Origin of the sequence: Acidovorax sp. CCYZU-2555 (genome assembly GCF_018413525.1) — a bacterium.
Taxonomy (GTDB): Bacteria; Pseudomonadota; Gammaproteobacteria; order Burkholderiales; family Burkholderiaceae_C; genus Comamonas.
On the sequence record NZ_JAHCDD010000100.1, the window covers coordinates 1 to 17858 of the forward strand.

Consider the following 17858-nt stretch of genomic DNA (forward strand, 5'->3'; position numbering starts at 1 on the left):
CCGGCAGCCTGCTCAAGGCCTCGGGCCGCCTGCATGTGGCCCAGCCCGCGCTGGGCCAGCAGATCACCGCGCTCGAGGACGAAGTCGGCGCGCGGCTGTTCGAACGCTCCAGCCGCGGCGTGGCCCTGACCGACGCCGGCCGTATCTTTCTGGAACATGCGCGCGTGGTGCTGGCCGATGCCGAGCGCGCGAAGATGGCCGTGCGCGAGGCCACGGCCGTGCCGCAAGGCGAAGTCGCGCTGGGCCTCACGACCACCGTGGCGCTGGCGGCGATGATGCCGATTCTTTCCGCCTGCCGCGCCGAGCTGCCGCGGGTGCGGCTCAAGCTGGTCGAGGCCTACAGCGGCTTTCTGCGCGAGCGCCTGCAGTCGGGCCAGCTCGATCTGGCGCTGATGTATGGCGACGCGGCCGACTCGGGCCTGTTCAAGCGCCCCTTGCTCGACGACCAGCTGGTGTTCATCACCAGCGTGGCGAACACGCATCTGCCGGAGCGCATCCCGCTGACCGCGCTGGCCGATTGGCCGCTGGTGCTGCCCGGGCGCGAACACGCGCTGCGCCGCATGATCGACGACGCCTGCGCGCCGCAGAACATCGAACTCGACATCGTGGCCGAAATCGAGTCGCTGAGCAGCGTCAAGCTCGCGACCGAAGCCAATATCGGCAGCACCATCTTGCCGCTGGGTTCGGTGGCCGAGGAAGTCGCGGCCCACCGGCTGCGCGTGGCGACGATAGACAGCCCGCTGATGCGCCGGCGCGTGGTCTGCGCGACCAATGCCGCGCGGCCCACCTCGGTGGCCTGCGCGGCCGTGACCGAACTCACGCAGCGCGTGCTGCGCCAGATGGTGGAGTCGGGCGCCTGGCCGGCGCAGTGGGTGGGCGGCGACTGATCAGTCGCGCTTGAGCCCGCCCATCGACTGGATCACCGCGCGCCATTTGTCGGTTTCGGTCTTGACCAGCGTGGCCAGCGCTTCGGGTGTGGAGCCCACGGGCGTGGCGCTCAGTTCCTTGAGCTTGGCCTGCACATCGGGCAGGGCCAGCACCGCCTGCAAGGCCTGGCTCAACTCGTCGACCATGGGGCGCGGCATGCCCGCGGGGCCGAAAATCGCATTCCAGGTCCAGGTCTCGTAGCCCGGCACGCCGGCTTCGGCCATGGTGGGAATGTCGGGGAAGGACGCGACACGCTCGCGCGTGGTCACGGCCAGCGCCCGCACCGAGCCGGCGCGGATATGCGCGGCCGCGCCCGTGAGCACGTCGAACAGAATCGGGATATGGCCGGCGACCAGATCGCTCATCGCCGGCCCGCCGCCTTTGTAAGGCACATGGCCCATGTCCAGGCCGGCCATGGACTTGAGCAGCTCGCCCGACAGATGCGGCGGCGTGCCCACGCCCGAGGTGCCGTAGCCGAACTTGCCCGGCTGCGCCTTCACCAGCGCAATCAGCTCCTGCACATTTCTGGCCTTGACCGATGAATGCACCAGCAGCACATTGGGCACGGTGGCCAGCAGCGAGATCGGCGTGAAGCCGGTCTGCGCGTTGTAGGGCAGTTGGGCCATGGTCAGCGGATTGATCACATGCGTGGCAATGGTGCCCATCAGCAGCGTATGGCCGTCGGGCACGGCGCGCGCCACCTTGGCCGCGCCTATGGCGCCTCCGCCACCGCCCAGGTTCTCGACCACCACGCCGCGCTGTATGCGCTCCCCTAGCTTTTGCGCCACGAGGCGCGAGACCACGTCGGTGGCCCCGCCCGCGGCAAAGGGCACGACCAGGGTGAGGGTGCCCTTGGGCAAGGCCGAGGCGGCGGGCTGGGCCAGGGCCCGCGTGGACGCCGGCGCCAACGCCAGGCCCAGCAGGGAGGATGCGCTGGCGTGCAGCCACAGGCGTCGAGAGGAACGGTGCATGGTTTGTCTCCATTGGTGGTTGAGGCCAGAGCGTTCTGTGCGCTCTGTGCCGGGGAAAGCGCTGTCGCGTATCTCAGCGCAGCACGAACGGATTACCCGTGACCGCGCCGCTGTTGATCCATACCGCCTTGGTCTGCAGGTATTCGCGGATCGCATCGATTCCGTTCTCGCGGCCCAGGCCCGAGTCCTTGTAGCCGCCGAACGGCGCCATGAAGCTCACCGCGCGGTAGGTGTTGATCCACACCGTGCCGGCCTGCAGTTTTTCCGACATGCGGATCGCGCGGCCTATGTCGCTGGTCCAGACCGCGGCGGCGAGGCCGAAGCGCACGCCGTTGGCGATGCGCAGCGCATCGGCTTCGTCCTGGAAGCGGATCACCGACAGCACCGGGCCGAAGACTTCCTCCTGCGCGATGCGCATCTCGTTGTGCACGCCGGTGAAGATCGTCGGCTGCACGAACCAGCCCTGGCCGCATTCGGGCGCATCGCCCTTGGCGCCGCCGAGCACCGCCGTCGCGCCTTCGCTGCGCGCGATGGCGATGTAGTCGAGCACCTTCTGGTACTGCGGCTGGGTGGTGATGGGGCCGACCTGGGTGTCGGGATGCATGGGGTCGCCCATGCGCGCGGCGCGCGCCACGGCGATCAGCTTTTCGACAAAGGCGTCGTGGATGCTGTCCTGCACCAGCAGGCGCGAGCCCGCAATGCAGGTCTGGCCCGTGGCCGCGAAGATGCCCGAGATCGCGCCGAACACCGCTTGGTCGATGTCGGCGTCCTCGAACACGATGTTGGGCGACTTGCCGCCCAGCTCCATGGCGGTGTGTTTGAGCAGGCGCGCGGCTTTCTCGTTGATCAGCCGGCCCGTGGCGTCCGAGCCCGTGAAGCTGATCTTGCTGACCAGCGGATGCTCGACCAGCGGTGTGCCCACTTCCTGGCCAAAGCCCGTGACCACGTTGAACACGCCGGCCGGAAAACCGGCTTCGTCGAACAGTTCGGCCAGCTCCAGCGTAGAGGCCGAAGTGAACTCCGACGGCTTGACGACCACAGTGCAGCCCGCGGCCAGCGCGGGCGCGATCTTCCAGGCCAGCAGCAACAGCGGCGAATTCCAGGGCGTGATCGCGGCCACCACGCCCACGGGCTCGTGCCGCGTGAACGCGAAGTAGCCTTTCTTGTCGAGCGGCAGCGTGCTGCCCTGCACCTTGTCGGCCAGGCCGCCGTAGTAGTAGAACCACTGCGGCAGGTAGTTGAGCTGGGCGTTCATTTCGGCGAACAGCTTGCCGTTGTCGCGCACTTCGGTCGCGGCCAGCTTGGCGGCGTCGCGCGCAATCAGGTCACCGAGCGTGCGCAGCAGCGCGCCGCGCTGGGTCGCGGTGAGTTCGGCCCAGGGGCCGCTGGTGAGCGCGTTGTGGGCGGCCTGCACCGCGGCATCGACGTCGCGCGCGTCGCCGCGGGGAATCTCGGCCCAGGTTTCGCCGGTGTAGGGGTTCTGGGTCGCGAACCAGGTGCCGCCTTGCGGCGCGCAGGGCTGGCCGTTGATGCGCAGTGAATAGCGTTGCATGGGCACTCGTCAAAAAAGGGAAAAACGGCCAGCGCCCGGCATTGCAGGCGCTGGCGGCCGTAGCGGCTCAGAAAGGCTTGAGGCCCAGGGCCGCGCGAAAGCGGTTCTTGATGTACGGGCCGTCGCGCGGGGGCAGGGCGCGCTCGGGCTCGTTGGCCTCGATGAACACCTGCACGAAACGCGTGCCCTGGCGCGCATTGATGCCCTGGGCGATCTCGGCGCTGGCCGCAGTGCGGTCGACCGCGAAGGCGTCGGCAATGCCGAAGCCCTTGGCCACGGCCACCAGGTCGGTGCCCAGGCTCGAATGGCTTTGCTGCATGCCGGTCTCGCCGAAGTGGCCGTTGTCGAGCACCACGATGGTCAGGTTCTTCGGCTGCTTGGCGGCAATCGTCGCCAGGCTGCCAATGCCCATCAGCTGCTCGCCGTCGCCGGTGATCACCACCACCGGCTTGTCGGGCTGGGCCAGCGCCAGGCCCAGGCCCAGCGCGGCGGCGCCGCCCATCGCGCCCCAGAGGTAGTAGTTCTGGTCGCGGTCGCCGCTGGCGAACACGTCGTACGACGCCGAGCCCAGGCCGGAGACGATCAGTGCATCGGGCGTGGCCGCGATCAGCTGGGCCACGAGCGCGCGGCGGTCGGCGCGTGGGGTCGATTGCTTCTGGTTCATTACTTGCGCTCCCACTTCTTGCGGCCAATCAGTTCCTGTCCCAGCAGCACGGCGACCTTGGCGCCGGCTTCGAACGCGGCATCAAAACCGGCGCTGACGATCTCCTGCACCTCTTCGGGCTTGTTGACCCGCAACACCTGTATGCCCATCAGTTCGAGCGCGGCCTGCGTGGCCTGGCCCATGGGGCTTTGCCAGGGATTGAACTCGGCGTATTCGCCGCGCATGGTGACCAGCGTGAAGAACGGGAAGTCGGCGGCCTGCAGCAGCGAGAACATGTTCACGCAGTTGCCCACGCCGCTGCTTTGCATCAGCAGCACCGCGCGCTGGCCGCCGAGCCAGGCGCCGCTGCACACGGCAACGCCTTCTTCTTCGGTGGTCAGCACCACGTCGATGATGTCGGGGTCGGCGATCGCGCTGCGGATGACATGGGAGTGGCCGGCGTCGGGCACATAGGCGATCTGATTGACGCCGCCGGCCTTGAGAACGTTGAAGACGGCTTTTTGCCAGTCAGGCGCCGTGTTCGAGTGGGAGTTCATGGGAAGTGCTTGAAGTGGTTGCAATGTGGAAATAATAAAATGTGATGACAGGCAATCTCAAATAGAATTTCGGCATTCCACAATCAGGCTTTTTGATAGGCGTTTCCCCCATGGATCTCAAGCAGCTGCGCGCTTTTCTCACCGTCGCCGAGACCGGCAATGTGACCCGCGCGGCCGACATGCTGCACCTGGTGCAGCCCGCGGTCTCGCGCCAGATCCGGCTGCTCGAGGAAGACGTGGGCACGCCGCTGTTCGAGCGCGAGCGCCACGGCATGGCGCTGACCGAAGCCGGCCAGGCGCTCGTGGGCTATGCGCGCCGCGCGCTGCTCGAACTCGACCGCGCGCGCATGGAGCTCAGCGGCAGGAGTGCGGACAGCGTCAGCGGCCTGGTGACGCTGGGCCTGCTGCCCAGCACGGTGGACCTGCTGTCCAGCGCGCTGGTCTCGGCGCTGGCCGCGGCCTACCCCGAAATCCGCGTGCGCATTGCCGTGGGCTATGCCGGCACGCTGATGCAGTGGCTGGCGTCGGGCGAAGTCGACGCCGCGCTGCTCTACGGCGCCGAGCGTTCGGCGGAGATCCAGACCACGGCGCTGATCGAGGAAGCGCTGTGGGTGATAGGGCCGCCGGGCAGCGGCCTTGATGCGCGCCGGCCCGTGACGCTGGCGGAACTCGCCGGGCACAGGGTGGTGCTGCCCAGCGCGCCGCATGGCATACGCACGCTGGTCGAGCACGCGTGCGCGCTGGCCAAGGTCACGCTGCAGATTTCAGCGGAAACCAACGCGCTGAGCGTGCAAAGAAGCCTGGTGCTCGGCGGCCATGGGCTGACCATACTGCCGCCGATTGCCGTGGCCGAAGACCTGCAGGCGGGCAAGCTGCTGGGCGCGCCGCTGGCCGAAGACATACGCCGCACCATCGTGCTGGCCCTGCCCGCGCAGCGCCCGACGGCAAGGCATGTGCGCTGCGCCATTGAAATGCTGGTGCAGCAGGCGCGCGCGGCGATAGACGCCGGCGCCTGGCCCGAGGGGCTGTGGGTCGGGGCCTGAGATGCGGCCGCGGCGCCGGCGCGGCCCGGTGCCGCGTTCGGGCCGGCGCAGCTGCGTAGAATTCGCGCGATGACCGACGGCAACGTAACCCTCAAGCAAATCGAAGCGTTCTACTGGGCGGCCACGCTGGGCAGCTTCGTGCTGGCGGCGGACCGGCTGCATGTGACCCAGTCGTCGCTGTCCAAGCGCATTGTCGAACTGGAGCAGGAGGTCGGGGTTGCGCTGTTCGAGCGCTCCGGGCGGCGCGCGCAGCTGACCGAGCGCGGCCATCGCCTGCTGCCGACCGCGGCGCAGATGCTGCAACTCAAAAGCGCCTTGCGCACGCTGGCCAGCGATTCGCCCCAGCTCAGCGGCACCTGCCGCTTTGGCGTCAGCGAGCTGGTGTCGTTGTCGTGGCTGCCGGCGTTCATTCGGCTGGTGCGCAACGACCATCCGCAACTGGTGCTCAAGCCCTATGTGGACCTGGCGCGCAATCTCGAGCGCCGCGTCATCAAAGGCGAGCTGGACTTCGCCATTGCGCCCGGGCCGGCCGACCCTTCGGCCGTCGATGGGTTCATTGCCGGGCGCGTCGAATTCTCCTGGTTCGCGTCGCCCGCGCGCCTGCCTGCGGGAACGCTGCTGACCCATGAGGAACTGGCGCTGCATCCGGTGATCACCATGACCGAAGGCTCGGGTCTCACGCGCGCTTTTGACGCCTGGGCCGCGGAGCAGGGCCTGCAGGTGCAGCGCAGCCTGGCCTGCAACAGCCTGATGGCGATCGTGGGGCTGACCCTGGCAGACATGGGAATCAGTTTCCTGCCCACGCAGTTCATGCGGCCCTGGACAGAGCGCGGCAGCCTGGTGTGTCTGCCCAGCGATCCCCCGTTGCCAAGCCTGGGCTACTACTTCCTGCAGCGCACGGGGGAAGACCGCGAATTGCTCCGCATCATGCAGGCCTGCGTGATGCGCACGGCGGACTTCAGCGCCTCCATCGATCTGGGCGTGCAGCGCAAATAAGCCGCCGGCGGCGCAAGCCCTTATGCCGCCAGCGTCGGCAGGCCTGCCTGCCTGAGCGCTGCGTCCAGCCAGGGCGACACCAGCTCGCCGCGGGCGATCTCGTCCAGGCGCTGCTGCTCGGCCGCGATTTTTGCGTCGGCGGCGTCGAGCACGGCTTGCACCTGTTCACGCGGAATGACCACCACGCCGTCGACATCGGCGACGATCAGATCCCCGGGATTGACCGCCACTCCGCCCACCGCCGTGGGCTGGGCCAGGCGTCCCGGCAGGCCCTTGGTCGGGCCGCAGGGGTTGGTGCCGACGGCGAAGATGGGGAAGTCGCCCGAAGCCAGCGCGGCCGTGTCACGCGATGCCGCATCGACGACAAAACCGCCCAGTCGTGCCGCGGCCGCCTGCGTCACCATGAGATCGCCGAACAGCGCGCAGCTGGTGTCGGCCTTGCCGTCCACGACGATCACGTCGCCCGGCCTGGCCACGGCCAGCGCCACATGGAACATCAGGTTGTCGCCGGGGCGAACTTCGACGGGAAATGCGGGGCCGACGATTTTCATCGCCGGATGCAATGCGCGAATGCGCGCATCCATCGTTCCCCGGCGGCCTGCGACGTCGCACAAAATGGCGGCCTGGTAGGTCTTGGCGCGCTCGATCAGCGCCGGCGACACGCGTTCGAAGTCGGCGGATTCTTGGTAGGTCATGGCTGTGTTTTCGGAGTTTCAGGCGGCTGCAGTCAATTCCAGTTCGGCAAGGGCGCGCGCACGGCGGCGCGCAAAGGTTTCCCAGACTTCGGGGTTGACGAGGCGCGCCGGACGTTCACCCCGCAATAGATCAATCAGCTGGTTTGCCGCCATGGACGCGACGTTGTGCCGGCCTTCGTGCGACACCCCCGCGGTGTGGAATGTGGCGACGACATTGGCAAGCGCCAGCAGCGGATGGTCTAGGGCCGGCGGCTCTTCCTGCCAGACATCCAACCCGGCGCCGGCCAGATGCCCGCTGCGCAGGGCCTGCGCCAGCGCGAGTTCGTCGTGTATGCCGCCGCGCGCGGTGCTGATGAAGAGCGCGCCTTTTTTCATCGCGGCGAAGCGCTCGGCATTGAACAGGCCCAGCGTCGACGCGTCGCGCGGGCAGTGCAGGGAGACGATATCCGCGGTCTGCGCCAGCGTGGCCCAGCTCACGGGCTCGGCCCCGCGCTCGCGAATCTGCGCATCGCTCAGCAGCGGGTCCACGGCCACCACCTGCATGCCGAATGCGCGCGCCAGCTTGGCGGTATGGGCGCCCGCATGGCCTATGCCCACGAGGCCCAGCACCTTGCCGCCGATGTCATGCCCCATCAGCGATTCCCTGGCGAACCCGCGTTCCGTGCGCAGCTTGCGATCGGACTCGACGATGCGACGCGAGACCGCGAGCATCAGACCCAGCGCCATCTCGGCGACCGCCGGCGCGTTGCCGCCAATCTGGCTGACCACGGCCACGCCGGCCGCGGTGCAGGCGTCTACATCGACGGTATCGTAGCCCGCGCCCGTCGACGAGACACACAGCAGCTGCGGGCATTTCTCCAGCAGTTGCTGCGTGGCGTGCCATTGCAGGGGCAGTTCGTCCTTGGCCGCCGTGATCTGATAGACATGGGCGGCGCGCAGCACGGCCGACGTGCGCGCGTCATCGCCCAGTCGCTTGACGACATCCAGCGCGATCGAAGGCTCTTGCGACAGGCGTTCGTCGAATACCGGGTTGATCCAGACATCGAAGCGCGCGACGCGCCAGGGTTTTAAAGTATTCATCACGAAGCCTCTTTGGGTTGTACGCCTTACTGCTTGGGTGCAGTCTTGGCAAGTTCCTGCAGCGTCTTGCTGTTGCGCTCCAGCGAGCGCTGCCATTGGTCGCCAGGCATGTAGGCCAGCACCGGCGCATCGGCAGACGCCGCCGCGATGAACTCGGGGTCGCGCAATGCCTCGGCAATGGCGCTGTCCAGCTGCTTGATGATCTGCGCGGAGACGCCCTTGGGCGCGGCAAAGCCGCGCTCGGAACTCATCACCACGGCAATCCCGGCTTCCACAGCGGTGGGCACGTTGGGCAGGGCGGCAGAGCGCTTTTCTGCGAACTGGACGATGGCCTTGAGCTGGCCGGCGCCCTTGCCATGCAGCTCGGGGATTTCACCTGCGCTCACCAGGCCGAATGCCAGGTGGCCGCCGATGACATCGGTTTTCTGCGCGGCCGTGCCTTTGTAGGGGATGGTGTTGAGCTGGACCTTGCTCTCCTTGCCCACCAGCAGAAGCGCCAGATCGCCGTTCGTGCCCACGCCGTTGTGGCCGAAAGACAGCGATCCAGGCTTTTGGCGCAAGGCGCTGACTGCCGCAGGCAAGGTCGAGATGGCATTGTCGTGCTGCGTCACCATGACCGTGGGATCGTCGACAACGCGCGACACCAGCGTGAAATCGCCGGCTTCGTACTGCGATTTCTTGATCATCGGCACATAGAGAAAGCCTGGAACGTTGATCACGGCCAAGGTATAGCCGTCGGGCTTGGCGCTCTTGGCATAGGCATTGGCGATCTCTCCCGCGGCGCCTGGCTTGTTCACCACGACGAACTGCGCCTTGGCGCCCAGACGCTTTTGCACAAAGGGCAGCAGCTTGCGCGCCATCAGGTCGGTGCCTCCGCCCGCAGAGAAACCCACGACCACCTCTATGGGTTTGTCTTCGGGCCAGGCGGCATGGGCCTGGAACGCGATGAGGGTCATGGCGGCGGCCGCCGCTGCTTTGAGGCTGATGGATCGCATGGATGTCTCCTGATGTTATGGAGCGGGATGATCCGCCGATCCCTCTCATTCATCAAACGAGTAATTCGACAAGCCTGCTAGTCGTTTTGCGACTACTTGAAGGCGCCGCCGCGCCCGTCTCAGTCGGTCAGCGCAGCGCAAAACGCGGTGACGGCCTCGCAGGCCGCGCGCAGCGATGCGTCGTCCAGCGCATAGGCAATGCGGATATAGGGCGCCAGGCCGAAGGCACTGCCGTGCACGCAGGCCACGCCGGCCTCGTCGAGCAGCGCATGCACCACGTCTTCGTCGCTGTGCAGCTTTGTGCCTGCGGGCGTGGTCTTGCCCAGCAGTCCCGCGCAAGATGCGAAGGCGTAGAACGCGCCTTGCGGCACTTCGCAATGCAGGCCCGGCGCCTGATTGAGCAGCGCGACCACCATGTCGCGGCGCCGCTGGAACACGCTGCGCGACGCGTGAATGAAGTCCTGCGGGCCGGTCAGCGCGGCCAGCGCCGCGTGCTGCGAGATGGTGCAGGCACCCGATGTCTGCTGGCCCTGCAGCTTTTCCATGGCCTCGATCAGCCAGCGCGGCCCGGCGCAAAAGCCTATGCGCCAGCCGGTCATGGCATAGGCCTTGGACACGCCGTTCATGGTCAGCACGCGCGGCTGCAAGCGCGGCTCGACCTGGGCCAGTGTGTGGAACTTCAGGCCGTCGAAGATCAGGTGCTCGTAGATGTCGTCGCTGAGCACCAGCACCTGCGGGTGGGCCAGCAGCACTTCGGCCAGCGCCTGCAGCTCGGCGCGGCTGTAGACGGCGCCTGTGGGGTTGGACGGCGAGTTCAGTATCAGCCAGCGCGTGCGCGGCGTGATCGCTGCTTGCAGCGCCGCGGGCGTGAGCTTGAAGCCGCTCTCGGCCTCGCAGGCGATGGTGACCGCCTTGGCGCCGCACAGCTGCACGATTTCCGGGTAGCTGACCCAGTACGGCGCGGGCACGATGACTTCGTCGCCTTCGTTGAGCGTCGCCGCCAGCGCGTTGAAGATCACCTGCTTGCCGCCGCTGCACACCAGGGTATCGCGCCAGTCGACGCTCAGGCCGTTCTCGCGCCTGAACTTGGCGGCGATCGCTTCGCGCAGCGCGCGCAGCCCGGCCACCTGCGTATAGCGCGTGTGGCCGTTGCGGATGGCGGCAATGCCGGCTTTGCGCACATGGTCGGGCGTGTTGCAGTCGGGCTCGCCCGCGCTCAGCGAGATCACCTGGGCGCCGCGCGCGCGCCGCGCCGCGACGCGGTCCATGACCTTGTAGGTGGCCGAAGGCCTGGCCGCGGCGAGAAAGCGGTTCAGCGGCTGGGCCGCGGCGTTTTCAGGGGTGTGCATTGCTTTGCTCCGGCGCGGCCGCGATGGCCTCGAATTCCTTGTCGTGCATGACTTCGGCCACCGAGCGGCCGGCGCGCACGGCGGCGACCATGCCGTCCTGGCGCCGGGCGATGCGCTCGGCCATGACCAGCACGTCCTCGATGCGCGCCGCGGGCACGAACACCGTGCCGCAGCGGTCGGCGATCACATAGTCGTCTTCGTGCACCGTCACGCCCGCCATCCGCACGGGCTGGCCCGAGTCGATCTGGATCACGCGGTTGCGCGCGCTGATCATGGTCACGCCGCGGCCGTAGACCGGGTAGTTCACCGACTCGCTGCCTTCGATATCGCGGCTCAGGCCGTCGATCACCGAGCCGCGCACTCGCTTGGCCACGGCCGCATTCGCCAAAATGTCGCCCCAGCACGAAATGCCTTCGGCGCCGCCGGCGATCACCAGCACGCGGTCGTCGCTGGTCACGGCGTCGATAACCGGCGAGATCAGATGCACCGTGGGCTTGGCCTCCTTCTTCGGCCCCAGCTGTATGGTCGAGGCGCGGCCGACGATGCGCGGGCAATCCCACAGGGGGCGCAGGCCGTAGGTGGCGCCGGCGAGGCCCAGAAAGTCGAGCGCGTCCGAGACCGTGTTGGTGTCAAACGCCGCGAGGCGGTCGAGAGTGGTGTGTGAGGGCATGGTGCAAGGTCTCAAGAAAGAACCTGTGCATGGTCTGGCGCGCGCGCTGATATGTAAATTCCGAACTACCTATCTCAGTGATACTGAAATCGGATCAAGACTAAGATGGCGCGCGCCGCGCCGCTGCGCCTACCTTCCTGGAGTCCGTGCATGAGCAACACCATAGACTTTCGCCTGATACGCCAGCTGTGGATGTTCCTGGCCGTCGCCGAGGAGCAGCATTTCGGCCGCGCCGCGCAGCGGCTCAACATGTCGCAGCCGCCGCTGACCGAGCAAATCAAGGTGCTCGAGCAGTCGCTCAAGATGCAGCTGTTCGAGCGCTCGCGCCGCGGCACCCAGCTCAGCGCCGCGGGCGCGGCGCTGCTGCCCGCGGTGCGCCAGTTCGCCGGCCAGGTCGAGCAGCTCGAACGCGTGGTGCGCGAAGTCGCGGCCGGGCGCAGCGGCGTGCTGCACGTGGGCGCGATCACCTCGGCCATGCTCGACGCCGTGCCGCCGCTGCTCGACCATATGCGCCAGGCCCACCCCAACGTGACGGTGTTCGTGCGCGAGATCGACAGCGTGGACGCCATTCCCGGCCTCGAGGCCGGCGAGCTGGATCTGGCCTTCGCGCGCATCGATGGCGAGCCCGGCAACGGCATCTCGGCGATCCCCATGACCGAAGACCGGCTCGCCGTGGCCTTGCCCAAGGACCATGCGCTGGCCGCTCAGTCGCGCGTGCGCCTCAAATCCTTGAGCGCCGAGCAGCTGGTGATGTCTTCGCGCCAGGTCAGCCCCGTGTATTTCGACATGCTGACCGGCGTCTGCCGCGCGCATGGCTTTGCACCGCGCGTATTGCACGAAGTGCGCTCGATCGCCTCGCAGATTGCCTATGTGAGCTGCGGCCAGGGCGTGGCGCTGGTGCCCGCGTCCATGCGCAAGCTCGCACCCGAGAACGTGGTGCTGCGCCCGCTGCACGAAAAGATCATGGTGGTCACGGCCGCGGCCGCGTGGAATACGAACCGCCACCATCCGCTGGTCGACGAAGCGATTGCCTGGGTGCGGGCCCAGCCGCCGAAAACGTCCGCGCGCCGCGGCTGATCAAGCCGGCGGCGCCGGCACCTGTTCGCTCAGCTTGCCCAGGAAGGCCTCGACCAGCGGTTGCACGGGCCCGGCCTTGCGCACCGCGAGCACCTGGCTTTGCACGGCCAGATCGGCGATCGGCACGAAGCGGATGTCGCTGCGGTTGTTCGCGGCCACGCTGCGCCCGACGATGGTCGTGCCCAGGCCTGCGGCGACCAGGCCCAGCGCGGTGTGGATCTCCTTGGCCTCGTGGCCGACTTCGACGCGCGCGCCGGCCTGGGCCAATATGCCCAGCACCTGGCGCGAGAAATGCGCATTCGCCACCTTGGGGTAGCTCACATACGGCAGGGCCTCGAGATCGGCCGCGCGCAGGCTGGAGCGTTGCGCCAGCGCATGCTGGGCCGGCAGCGCCGCGACCAGCGGGTCGTCGAACAGCGCGGTGTAGTGCAGATCGGGTTCGCGCACAAATGCCCCCAGGCTGCGCGCAATCGCCAGGTGAATCGCGCCGCTGCGCAGCGCCGCGGGCTGATCTTCGGTCAGGATCTCCACCAGGTCGATGCGCACGCCGGGATAAGCCGACTGCATCGCGCGCACGGCTTCGGGCAGGATGGAAAAGATCGTCGAGCGCGTGAAACCAATGCCCAGCCAGCCCAGCTTGCCCGCGGCCATGCCCTTGGCCTCGAACTCCAGCCGGCTGCTGGCCGCGAGCAGTTCCCTGGCCTTGGGATAGACGAATTCGCCCAGCGGCGTCAATTTCATCGGCCGACTCGCGCGGTCGAGCAGGGCGCCGCCCAGCTCGGCTTCAAGCTGGCTGATCTGCATGCTGATCGCGGTCGGCGCGACAAACAGCTTTTCGGCCGCGGCGCGGGCATTGCCGGCCTCGACGACTTCGCAGAAATAACGCAGCTGTCTTAGGTTCATTATTTCTGAATATTAATTCAAAATTCAACAATTGCATTCAGATATTCAGTGATTCATGATGCTTTCCCATGAACACCGACATCACTTCATCCGACTGGTTCGAACAGGCCAGAACCCTCTCCACCGCCGAAATCTCCGACGCACTAGATGCCTTGAAGCTGCCCGGCAGCGCTTTCGGCATTCGCCCCGTTGCCGGCCCGGCCAAGCTGTTCGGCCTGGCGTTCACCGTGCGCTTTGCGCCCATAGACCGCGCCGCGCCCGGCACCGTCGGCGACTTCATCGACACGCTGCAGCCCGGCGCCGTGGCCGTGCTCGACAACGGCGGGCGCCTGGACTGCACGGTCTGGGGCGGCATTCTGAGCCAGCTCGCAGCGCACAAGGGCCTCGCGGGCACGGTGGTGCACGGCGTATGCCGCGACACCGCTGAAGCCGATGCCGCCGGCTACCCGCTGTATGCCAACGGCCGCTTCATGCGCACCGGCAAGGACCGTGTGCAGGTCGAGGCCTATGAACAACCGGTGTCGCTGGGCGACGTGCGCGTATGCCCCGGCGACCTGATCGTCGGCGACGCCGACGGCATCGTGGTCGTGCCGCGCGCACGCCTGCAGGAAGTGCTGGAAAAAGCGCTGGCCACGCGCGTCATCGAGCAGCAGATCCTGGCCACCGCGCTGGGCGGCGTGCCACTGGTCGAAGCGCGCAAGCAGTTCAAGTACCACAGCCTGCAACGCGCGGCCGACTCACCGCTGAACGCCTGAGCGCACGCGCCGTACGAATAAAAAAATGGAGACAAAAAGCATGAACCCCGTCCGCATTCTTTCCGCCGTTGGCTTCGCTGCGCTGGCCGCCGCGTCTGGCGCGGCCAGCGCGCAAGCCGCCTATCCCTGCAACACAGTCAAGCTGGTATCGCCCTATCCACCGGGCGGCACCACCGATCTGCTGGCGCGCCTGATACAGCCCGGGCTGTCCAAGGAACTCGGCGCGGTGGTGATCGTCGAGAACAAGGCCGGGGCCAGCAGCAACATCGGCACCGAGCAGGTGGCCACGGCCGCGGCCGACGGCTGCACCTTGCTGCTGGGCAACAACACCGGCGTGGCGATCAACCGCAATCTCTACAAGCTGCGTGTCGATCCGGTCAAGGGCCTGGCGCCCATAGGCCAGGTCGCGTCCGTGCCCTTGGTGCTTTACGTCAATGCGACCGTGCCGGCGCAGACCCTGCCGCAGCTGGTCGAATTGGTGAAGAAGAACCCCGGCAAGTTCAGCTATGCCTCGGGCGGCAGCGGCAGCCCGCAGCATCTGATGGGCGAGCTGCTCAAGCTCGAACAGAACATCGACATCGTGCACATCCCCTACAAGGGCCAGGGCCCGGCGATGCAGGACGTGGTTTCTGGCCAGGTGCAGATGGCGTTCGAGACCACCTCGGTGATCGTGCCCCAGCTCGCATCTGGCCGGGTGCGCGCGCTCGCCACGACCAGCGCGGTGCGCGCCAAAAGCCTGCCGAACGTTCCGACCATGAAGGAGCTGGGCATGGCCGACTTTGTCACCGAGAACTGGTATGGCCTGTTCGCGCCGGCCAAGACCCCGCCAGCGCTGGTGCAGCGCCTGGGCGTGGCGCTCAACAACGTGCTCGACGGCAGCGAAGTGCGCGCCAGCCTCGAAAAAATGGGCTCCACCGACCACCGGGGAACGCCCGAAAGCTTCGCCAAATTCATCGCCCAGGAACTGCCGCTGTGGGAGTCGGTGGTCAAGCGCTCGGGCGCCAAGGCGGACTGATATGACTTCAATGATTTTGGGAACAACGCCATGATGGGACTTCGAATTCTCCAACGCCGCCGCGCTGTCGACCTGGCGCTGGCGCGCCAGTTTCTGGACGTGCCGGTGGCCAATGTCAGCGATTGCATGGCCCGAATGACGGCCGCGGGTCCGCGCCTGCGCCCCATGCATGCGGGCGGCCGCATGGCCGGCCCGGCGCTGACCATCAAGACCCGGCCCGGCGACAACCTCATGATCCACAAGGCGCTGCAACTGGCCGTGCCCGGCGACATTCTGGTGGTCGACGGCGGCGGTGATCTGACCAATGCGCTGATCGGCGAAATCATGACCGGCGACGCGATGCAGCAGAAACTCGGCGGCATCGTCATCAACGGCGCGATCCGCGACGCCGACTGGATCGCCGAACGCGACTTCCCGGTGTTCGCCGCCGGCATCACGCACCGCGGGCCCTACAAGGACGGCCCGGGGGAAATCAATGTGCCTATCGCCATCGACGGCATGGTGATCGCGCCCGGCGACCTGGTGATAGGCGACGGCGACGGCCTGCTGTGCGTGCCCTATGACGAAGTCGAGGCCCTGCTGGCAGCGGCGCGCGCCAAGCAGGACGTGGAAGCGCAGATGGTGGCCGACATCGAGGCCGGCACGCTGGACCGGTCGTGGGTGGACGCGACGCTCACGCGCTTGAATTGTTTCGTCGAGCGCTGAGGCCAGGCCCTGAGGCCGCCGGCGCGCTGCACTGGCGGCGGCGCTTCTAAGCTTCAGGCGGCGCCCAGATGCTCCATCAAGATCACCGCGCCAATGCCCATCAGCAGAATGCCGCCCAGGCCTTCGGCCCAGCTGCCGACCACATTGCCCAGCATCCGGCCCAGCATCACGCCCAGCGTGACCATGGTGAAAGTGGCCAGGCCGATCGCCAGCGCTACCGTGACGATATTGACATCGAGGAAGGCCAGACCCACGCCCACCGCCATCGCGTCGATGCTGGTGGCGAAGCCGGTCGCGACCAGCAGCCAGAAGCCATGGCGCCTGGGCTTCTCGACGGCTTCTTCCTCTTTGCGGAATGCTCCCCGCAGCATGTGGCCGCCCAGCAGCAGCAACATGAAAAATGCAATCCAGTGGTCCCAGGCCTTGACATAGTCGGACGCCACGGAGCCAAGGCCCCAGCCTATGACTGGCGTAATTGCTTCGATGACGCCAAAAATGGCGCCGGTGCGCAAAGCTTCGGACCAGCGGGGTTTGAGCAGCGCCGTGCCTTTGCCGATCGCGGCGGCAAACGCATCGGTGGACATGGCAAAGGCCAGCAGGGAAATCGCGGTGATATTCATTTTTTGGTCAATCGGTCGGGCGACAACGCATGGGCATACCTCCGCTGCCCGACCTGCGTCGCGGTGATATGCCGATGGTCTCGCCAACCGAAAGACGGCTACCTGCGCCACAGCATGCAAGATGCCGAGTGTGTTGACGCAAGCGCCTCCAGAAGCTGGAGGCAGGCTACTCCCCAAAGGGACCTCGAGTGTAGAGGCCATTGCCCGTTGGACAGCGATTGCCCGTAGGGAAGGGCAGCTCTCTAGATTTGCGTCTTGTTTGCGTTTCGAATGGTGATCGCTACTGACGGATTTCGCGAATCGGCCAATGTGGGCATGGCCTGCTCCATAGCCAGCAATCGCTGCAAAGCCGGCCTGGTTATGAGAAGGCTTGAGGCTGGCCTGAGTCATTCACGGTCCAGTGCCTGAGCGGCAGCAACAGCCAACACCAACCGTTGAACGCTGCTCGTGCTGAACGGCCGCTTCTCCCTTTGGACCGGCCGCCCGTTTGCACGGTTCGGGGACCGTTTCTTCAGTTGCGACAACCTTGTGTCGACCTTGGGCCGACGGGGGGCCTGACTCTCCAAAGCGTTCATTGGTCCAAAAACAGCTGATCGCAGCCCGAGACCTGCCGCTAGATAGCCCGTTCCTTGCCTGCTCGCAAGCTACATTGCGCTCCCCCGCCGGGTTTCGCGGGAATATTCATAATTGCATTTCCAAACAGTCGTGGGTTTTCAAACCCAGGCTGTAAGTCACTTCCAAGCGTAATCAGCGTCCAGAATATGCCGCAGGTATTGCGGTGTAAATGACGCAGGGCCGCACGACAGGTAGCACCATGACCATCCCATCGCACGTTCTCGCCATGTGGTCCGCATTCTCTCTGGAAGAAGGCGGAATCAAAGACGAAAGATTCTACGAAGCATTCAGCTTCGGCGACTCACCGTCCATGGCGGATGAGCTCGGAAAACTCGTGCTGGCTGGCATCAAGCGCGCAACTGCGGGATCGGTCTGGTCGTACGAGTCCACCGGCAAAGGTGTCCCAAAGCCCGGTGACTTGAGCGTGGTGACCGACTCCAATGACACCCCTTTGTGCATCATCGAGACAGTTCAAGTCGATATCGTGCCGTTGGGTGCCGTGTCCGAGGGAGTTTGCGGCAACGGAGGGGGAAGGTGATGGCTCTCTTGAATACTGGCGCCAAGCCCATTTCGAATATTTCACCAAGTGCGCGGGAAGCCCCGGGGTTTAGCCCGGGGTTGAGAGCGCGGACACCGTCGGTGTCCTAATGAGGGGTTTGCTGCTCTTCGATGTATTGGCGCAGGATGTCA

The 17858-nt window shown here is 66.6% G+C and carries 20 protein-coding genes and 1 riboswitch; of the genes, 9 read left to right on the forward strand and 11 right to left on the reverse strand.

The genetic code is table 11. The annotated features are described in order from the left end of the window. The coding region (locus KHY18_RS24310) for a LysR substrate-binding domain-containing protein (RefSeq protein WP_213306168.1) at nucleotides 1-887 on the forward strand (887 nt) is incomplete at its 5' end. Here KHY18_RS24310 and KHY18_RS24315 read toward each other — a convergent pair. The 4 genes from KHY18_RS24315 to KHY18_RS24330 all read right to left on the reverse strand — a co-directional run bounded on the left by KHY18_RS24315 (nucleotide 888) and on the right by KHY18_RS24330 (nucleotide 4650). After that, nucleotides 888-1898, reverse strand: a complete 1011-nt coding sequence (locus KHY18_RS24315) for a Bug family tripartite tricarboxylate transporter substrate binding protein (RefSeq protein ID WP_213306171.1) — start codon at nucleotides 1896-1898, stop codon at nucleotides 888-890. A 73-nt stretch (nucleotides 1899-1971) separates the two neighbouring features. Continuing rightward, nucleotides 1972-3450 (reverse strand): aldehyde dehydrogenase, encoded by a 1479-nt coding sequence (locus KHY18_RS24320; protein WP_213306174.1) that lies wholly within the window; start codon nucleotides 3448-3450, stop codon nucleotides 1972-1974. 67 nt (nucleotides 3451-3517) lie between these two features. Continuing rightward, complete coding sequence (locus KHY18_RS24325; protein WP_213306177.1) at nucleotides 3518-4114, reverse strand: thiamine pyrophosphate-dependent enzyme; 597 nt, start codon at nucleotides 4112-4114, stop codon at nucleotides 3518-3520. Then, on the reverse strand, nucleotides 4114-4650 hold the full coding sequence (locus KHY18_RS24330; RefSeq protein ID WP_213306180.1) for a thiamine pyrophosphate-binding protein: 537 nt from the start codon (nucleotides 4648-4650) through the stop codon (nucleotides 4114-4116). The genes KHY18_RS24325 and KHY18_RS24330 overlap by 1 nt, the downstream gene beginning before the upstream one ends. A gap of 110 nt (nucleotides 4651-4760) precedes the next feature. On the opposite strand from KHY18_RS24330, the gene KHY18_RS24335 reads away from it, so the two are divergent. Together KHY18_RS24335 and KHY18_RS24340 are read left to right on the forward strand one after the other, a co-directional pair. Then, nucleotides 4761-5693: a LysR family transcriptional regulator gene (locus tag KHY18_RS24335; protein WP_213306183.1), complete on the forward strand. Its 933-nt coding sequence runs from the start codon at nucleotides 4761-4763 to the stop codon at nucleotides 5691-5693. A gap of 69 nt (nucleotides 5694-5762) precedes the next feature. Continuing rightward, nucleotides 5763-6689 carry a LysR family transcriptional regulator gene (locus KHY18_RS24340; RefSeq protein ID WP_213306187.1) on the forward strand — a complete coding sequence of 309 codons (927 nt, stop codon included), beginning with the start codon at nucleotides 5763-5765 and terminating at the stop codon, nucleotides 6687-6689. A gap of 20 nt (nucleotides 6690-6709) precedes the next feature. Here the strand turns inward: KHY18_RS24340 and KHY18_RS24345 are convergent, their stop codons facing one another. From KHY18_RS24345 to KHY18_RS24365, 5 genes are all read right to left on the reverse strand, one after another. Further along, on the reverse strand, nucleotides 6710-7384 hold the full coding sequence (locus KHY18_RS24345) for an RraA family protein (protein WP_213306190.1): 675 nt from the start codon (nucleotides 7382-7384) through the stop codon (nucleotides 6710-6712). 18 nt (nucleotides 7385-7402) lie between these two features. Next, nucleotides 7403-8464 (reverse strand): hydroxyacid dehydrogenase, encoded by a 1062-nt coding sequence (locus tag KHY18_RS24350; protein ID WP_213306194.1) that lies wholly within the window; start codon nucleotides 8462-8464, stop codon nucleotides 7403-7405. A gap of 26 nt (nucleotides 8465-8490) precedes the next feature. Continuing rightward, on the reverse strand, nucleotides 8491-9459 hold the full coding sequence (locus KHY18_RS24355) for a tripartite tricarboxylate transporter substrate binding protein (protein WP_213306197.1): 969 nt from the start codon (nucleotides 9457-9459) through the stop codon (nucleotides 8491-8493). 119 nt (nucleotides 9460-9578) lie between these two features. Beyond that, entirely contained in the window at nucleotides 9579-10808 is a 1230-nt protein-coding gene (locus tag KHY18_RS24360; RefSeq protein WP_213306199.1) for a pyridoxal phosphate-dependent aminotransferase, read from the reverse strand. Beyond that, nucleotides 10795-11478, reverse strand: a complete 684-nt coding sequence (locus KHY18_RS24365) for an RraA family protein (protein WP_213306201.1) — start codon at nucleotides 11476-11478, stop codon at nucleotides 10795-10797. The genes KHY18_RS24360 and KHY18_RS24365 overlap by 14 nt, the downstream gene beginning before the upstream one ends. A gap of 150 nt (nucleotides 11479-11628) precedes the next feature. On the opposite strand from KHY18_RS24365, the gene KHY18_RS24370 reads away from it, so the two are divergent. Next, the gene (locus KHY18_RS24370) at nucleotides 11629-12555 is read left to right on the forward strand and encodes a LysR substrate-binding domain-containing protein (RefSeq protein WP_213306203.1); all 927 of its coding nucleotides are present in this window, start codon (nucleotides 11629-11631) and stop codon (nucleotides 12553-12555) included. On the opposite strand, the gene KHY18_RS24375 is transcribed toward KHY18_RS24370, so the two are convergent. Further along, nucleotides 12556-13458, reverse strand: a complete 903-nt coding sequence (locus tag KHY18_RS24375; protein WP_213306205.1) for a LysR family transcriptional regulator — start codon at nucleotides 13456-13458, stop codon at nucleotides 12556-12558. It lies immediately after the preceding gene. A 68-nt stretch (nucleotides 13459-13526) separates the two neighbouring features. Here KHY18_RS24375 and KHY18_RS24380 point away from each other — a divergent pair, with 68 nt between their 5' ends. Genes KHY18_RS24380 through KHY18_RS24390 form a run of 3 tightly spaced genes read left to right on the forward strand, consistent with a single transcriptional unit; the run spans nucleotide 13527 to nucleotide 15933 of the window. Next, complete coding sequence (locus KHY18_RS24380) at nucleotides 13527-14213, forward strand: RraA family protein (RefSeq protein WP_213306207.1); 687 nt, start codon at nucleotides 13527-13529, stop codon at nucleotides 14211-14213. 40 nt (nucleotides 14214-14253) lie between these two features. Further along, nucleotides 14254-15228 carry a Bug family tripartite tricarboxylate transporter substrate binding protein gene (locus tag KHY18_RS24385; protein ID WP_213306209.1) on the forward strand — a complete coding sequence of 325 codons (975 nt, stop codon included), beginning with the start codon at nucleotides 14254-14256 and terminating at the stop codon, nucleotides 15226-15228. Between the two features lie 30 nt (nucleotides 15229-15258). Further along, nucleotides 15259-15933 (forward strand): RraA family protein, encoded by a 675-nt coding sequence (locus KHY18_RS24390; RefSeq protein WP_213306211.1) that lies wholly within the window; start codon nucleotides 15259-15261, stop codon nucleotides 15931-15933. Between the two features lie 53 nt (nucleotides 15934-15986). Here the strand turns inward: KHY18_RS24390 and mntP are convergent, their stop codons facing one another. Continuing rightward, nucleotides 15987-16553: a manganese efflux pump MntP gene (gene mntP / locus KHY18_RS24395; RefSeq protein ID WP_213306214.1), complete on the reverse strand. Its 567-nt coding sequence runs from the start codon at nucleotides 16551-16553 to the stop codon at nucleotides 15987-15989. A gap of 10 nt (nucleotides 16554-16563) precedes the next feature. Beyond that, nucleotides 16564-16734, reverse strand: a riboswitch (yybP-ykoY riboswitch). Between the two features lie 633 nt (nucleotides 16735-17367). Between mntP and KHY18_RS24400 the strand changes: the two genes are divergently transcribed. Together KHY18_RS24400 and KHY18_RS27470 are read left to right on the forward strand one after the other, a co-directional pair. Beyond that, the gene (locus KHY18_RS24400) at nucleotides 17368-17706 is read left to right on the forward strand and encodes an ASCH domain-containing protein (RefSeq protein WP_213306217.1); all 339 of its coding nucleotides are present in this window, start codon (nucleotides 17368-17370) and stop codon (nucleotides 17704-17706) included. Next, nucleotides 17663-17779 (forward strand): hypothetical protein, encoded by a 117-nt coding sequence (locus KHY18_RS27470; protein ID WP_502769404.1) that lies wholly within the window; start codon nucleotides 17663-17665, stop codon nucleotides 17777-17779. The genes KHY18_RS24400 and KHY18_RS27470 overlap by 44 nt, the downstream gene beginning before the upstream one ends. Nucleotides 17780-17858 lie beyond the last annotated feature (79 nt).

Bases quoted from the DNA above. Each gene is read 5' to 3' on its own strand.
- KHY18_RS24320 (WP_213306174.1), bottom strand. From the start codon at position 3,450: ATGCAACGCTATTCACTGCGCATCAACGGCCAGCCCTGCGCGCCGCAA.
- KHY18_RS24315 (WP_213306171.1), bottom strand. From the start codon at position 1,898: ATGCACCGTTCCTCTCGACGCCTGTGGCTGCACGCCAGCGCATCCTCC.
- KHY18_RS24335 (WP_213306183.1), top strand. From the start codon at position 4,761: ATGGATCTCAAGCAGCTGCGCGCTTTTCTCACCGTCGCCGAGACCGGC.
- KHY18_RS24355 (WP_213306197.1), bottom strand. From the start codon at position 9,459: ATGCGATCCATCAGCCTCAAAGCAGCGGCGGCCGCCGCCATGACCCTC.
- KHY18_RS24330 (WP_213306180.1), bottom strand. From the start codon at position 4,650: ATGAACTCCCACTCGAACACGGCGCCTGACTGGCAAAAAGCCGTCTTC.
- KHY18_RS24365 (WP_213306201.1), bottom strand. From the start codon at position 11,478: ATGCCCTCACACACCACTCTCGACCGCCTCGCGGCGTTTGACACCAAC.
- KHY18_RS24390 (WP_213306211.1), top strand. From the start codon at position 15,259: ATGATGGGACTTCGAATTCTCCAACGCCGCCGCGCTGTCGACCTGGCG.
- KHY18_RS24345 (WP_213306190.1), bottom strand. From the start codon at position 7,384: ATGACCTACCAAGAATCCGCCGACTTCGAACGCGTGTCGCCGGCGCTG.
- KHY18_RS24375 (WP_213306205.1), bottom strand. From the start codon at position 13,458: ATGAACCTAAGACAGCTGCGTTATTTCTGCGAAGTCGTCGAGGCCGGC.
- KHY18_RS24360 (WP_213306199.1), bottom strand. From the start codon at position 10,808: ATGCACACCCCTGAAAACGCCGCGGCCCAGCCGCTGAACCGCTTTCTC.
- KHY18_RS24340 (WP_213306187.1), top strand. From the start codon at position 5,763: ATGACCGACGGCAACGTAACCCTCAAGCAAATCGAAGCGTTCTACTGG.
- KHY18_RS24380 (WP_213306207.1), top strand. From the start codon at position 13,527: ATGAACACCGACATCACTTCATCCGACTGGTTCGAACAGGCCAGAACC.
- KHY18_RS24385 (WP_213306209.1), top strand. From the start codon at position 14,254: ATGAACCCCGTCCGCATTCTTTCCGCCGTTGGCTTCGCTGCGCTGGCC.
- mntP (WP_213306214.1), bottom strand. From the start codon at position 16,553: ATGAATATCACCGCGATTTCCCTGCTGGCCTTTGCCATGTCCACCGAT.
- KHY18_RS24370 (WP_213306203.1), top strand. From the start codon at position 11,629: ATGAGCAACACCATAGACTTTCGCCTGATACGCCAGCTGTGGATGTTC.
- KHY18_RS24400 (WP_213306217.1), top strand. From the start codon at position 17,368: ATGACCATCCCATCGCACGTTCTCGCCATGTGGTCCGCATTCTCTCTG.
- KHY18_RS24325 (WP_213306177.1), bottom strand. From the start codon at position 4,114: ATGAACCAGAAGCAATCGACCCCACGCGCCGACCGCCGCGCGCTCGTG.
- KHY18_RS24350 (WP_213306194.1), bottom strand. From the start codon at position 8,464: ATGAATACTTTAAAACCCTGGCGCGTCGCGCGCTTCGATGTCTGGATC.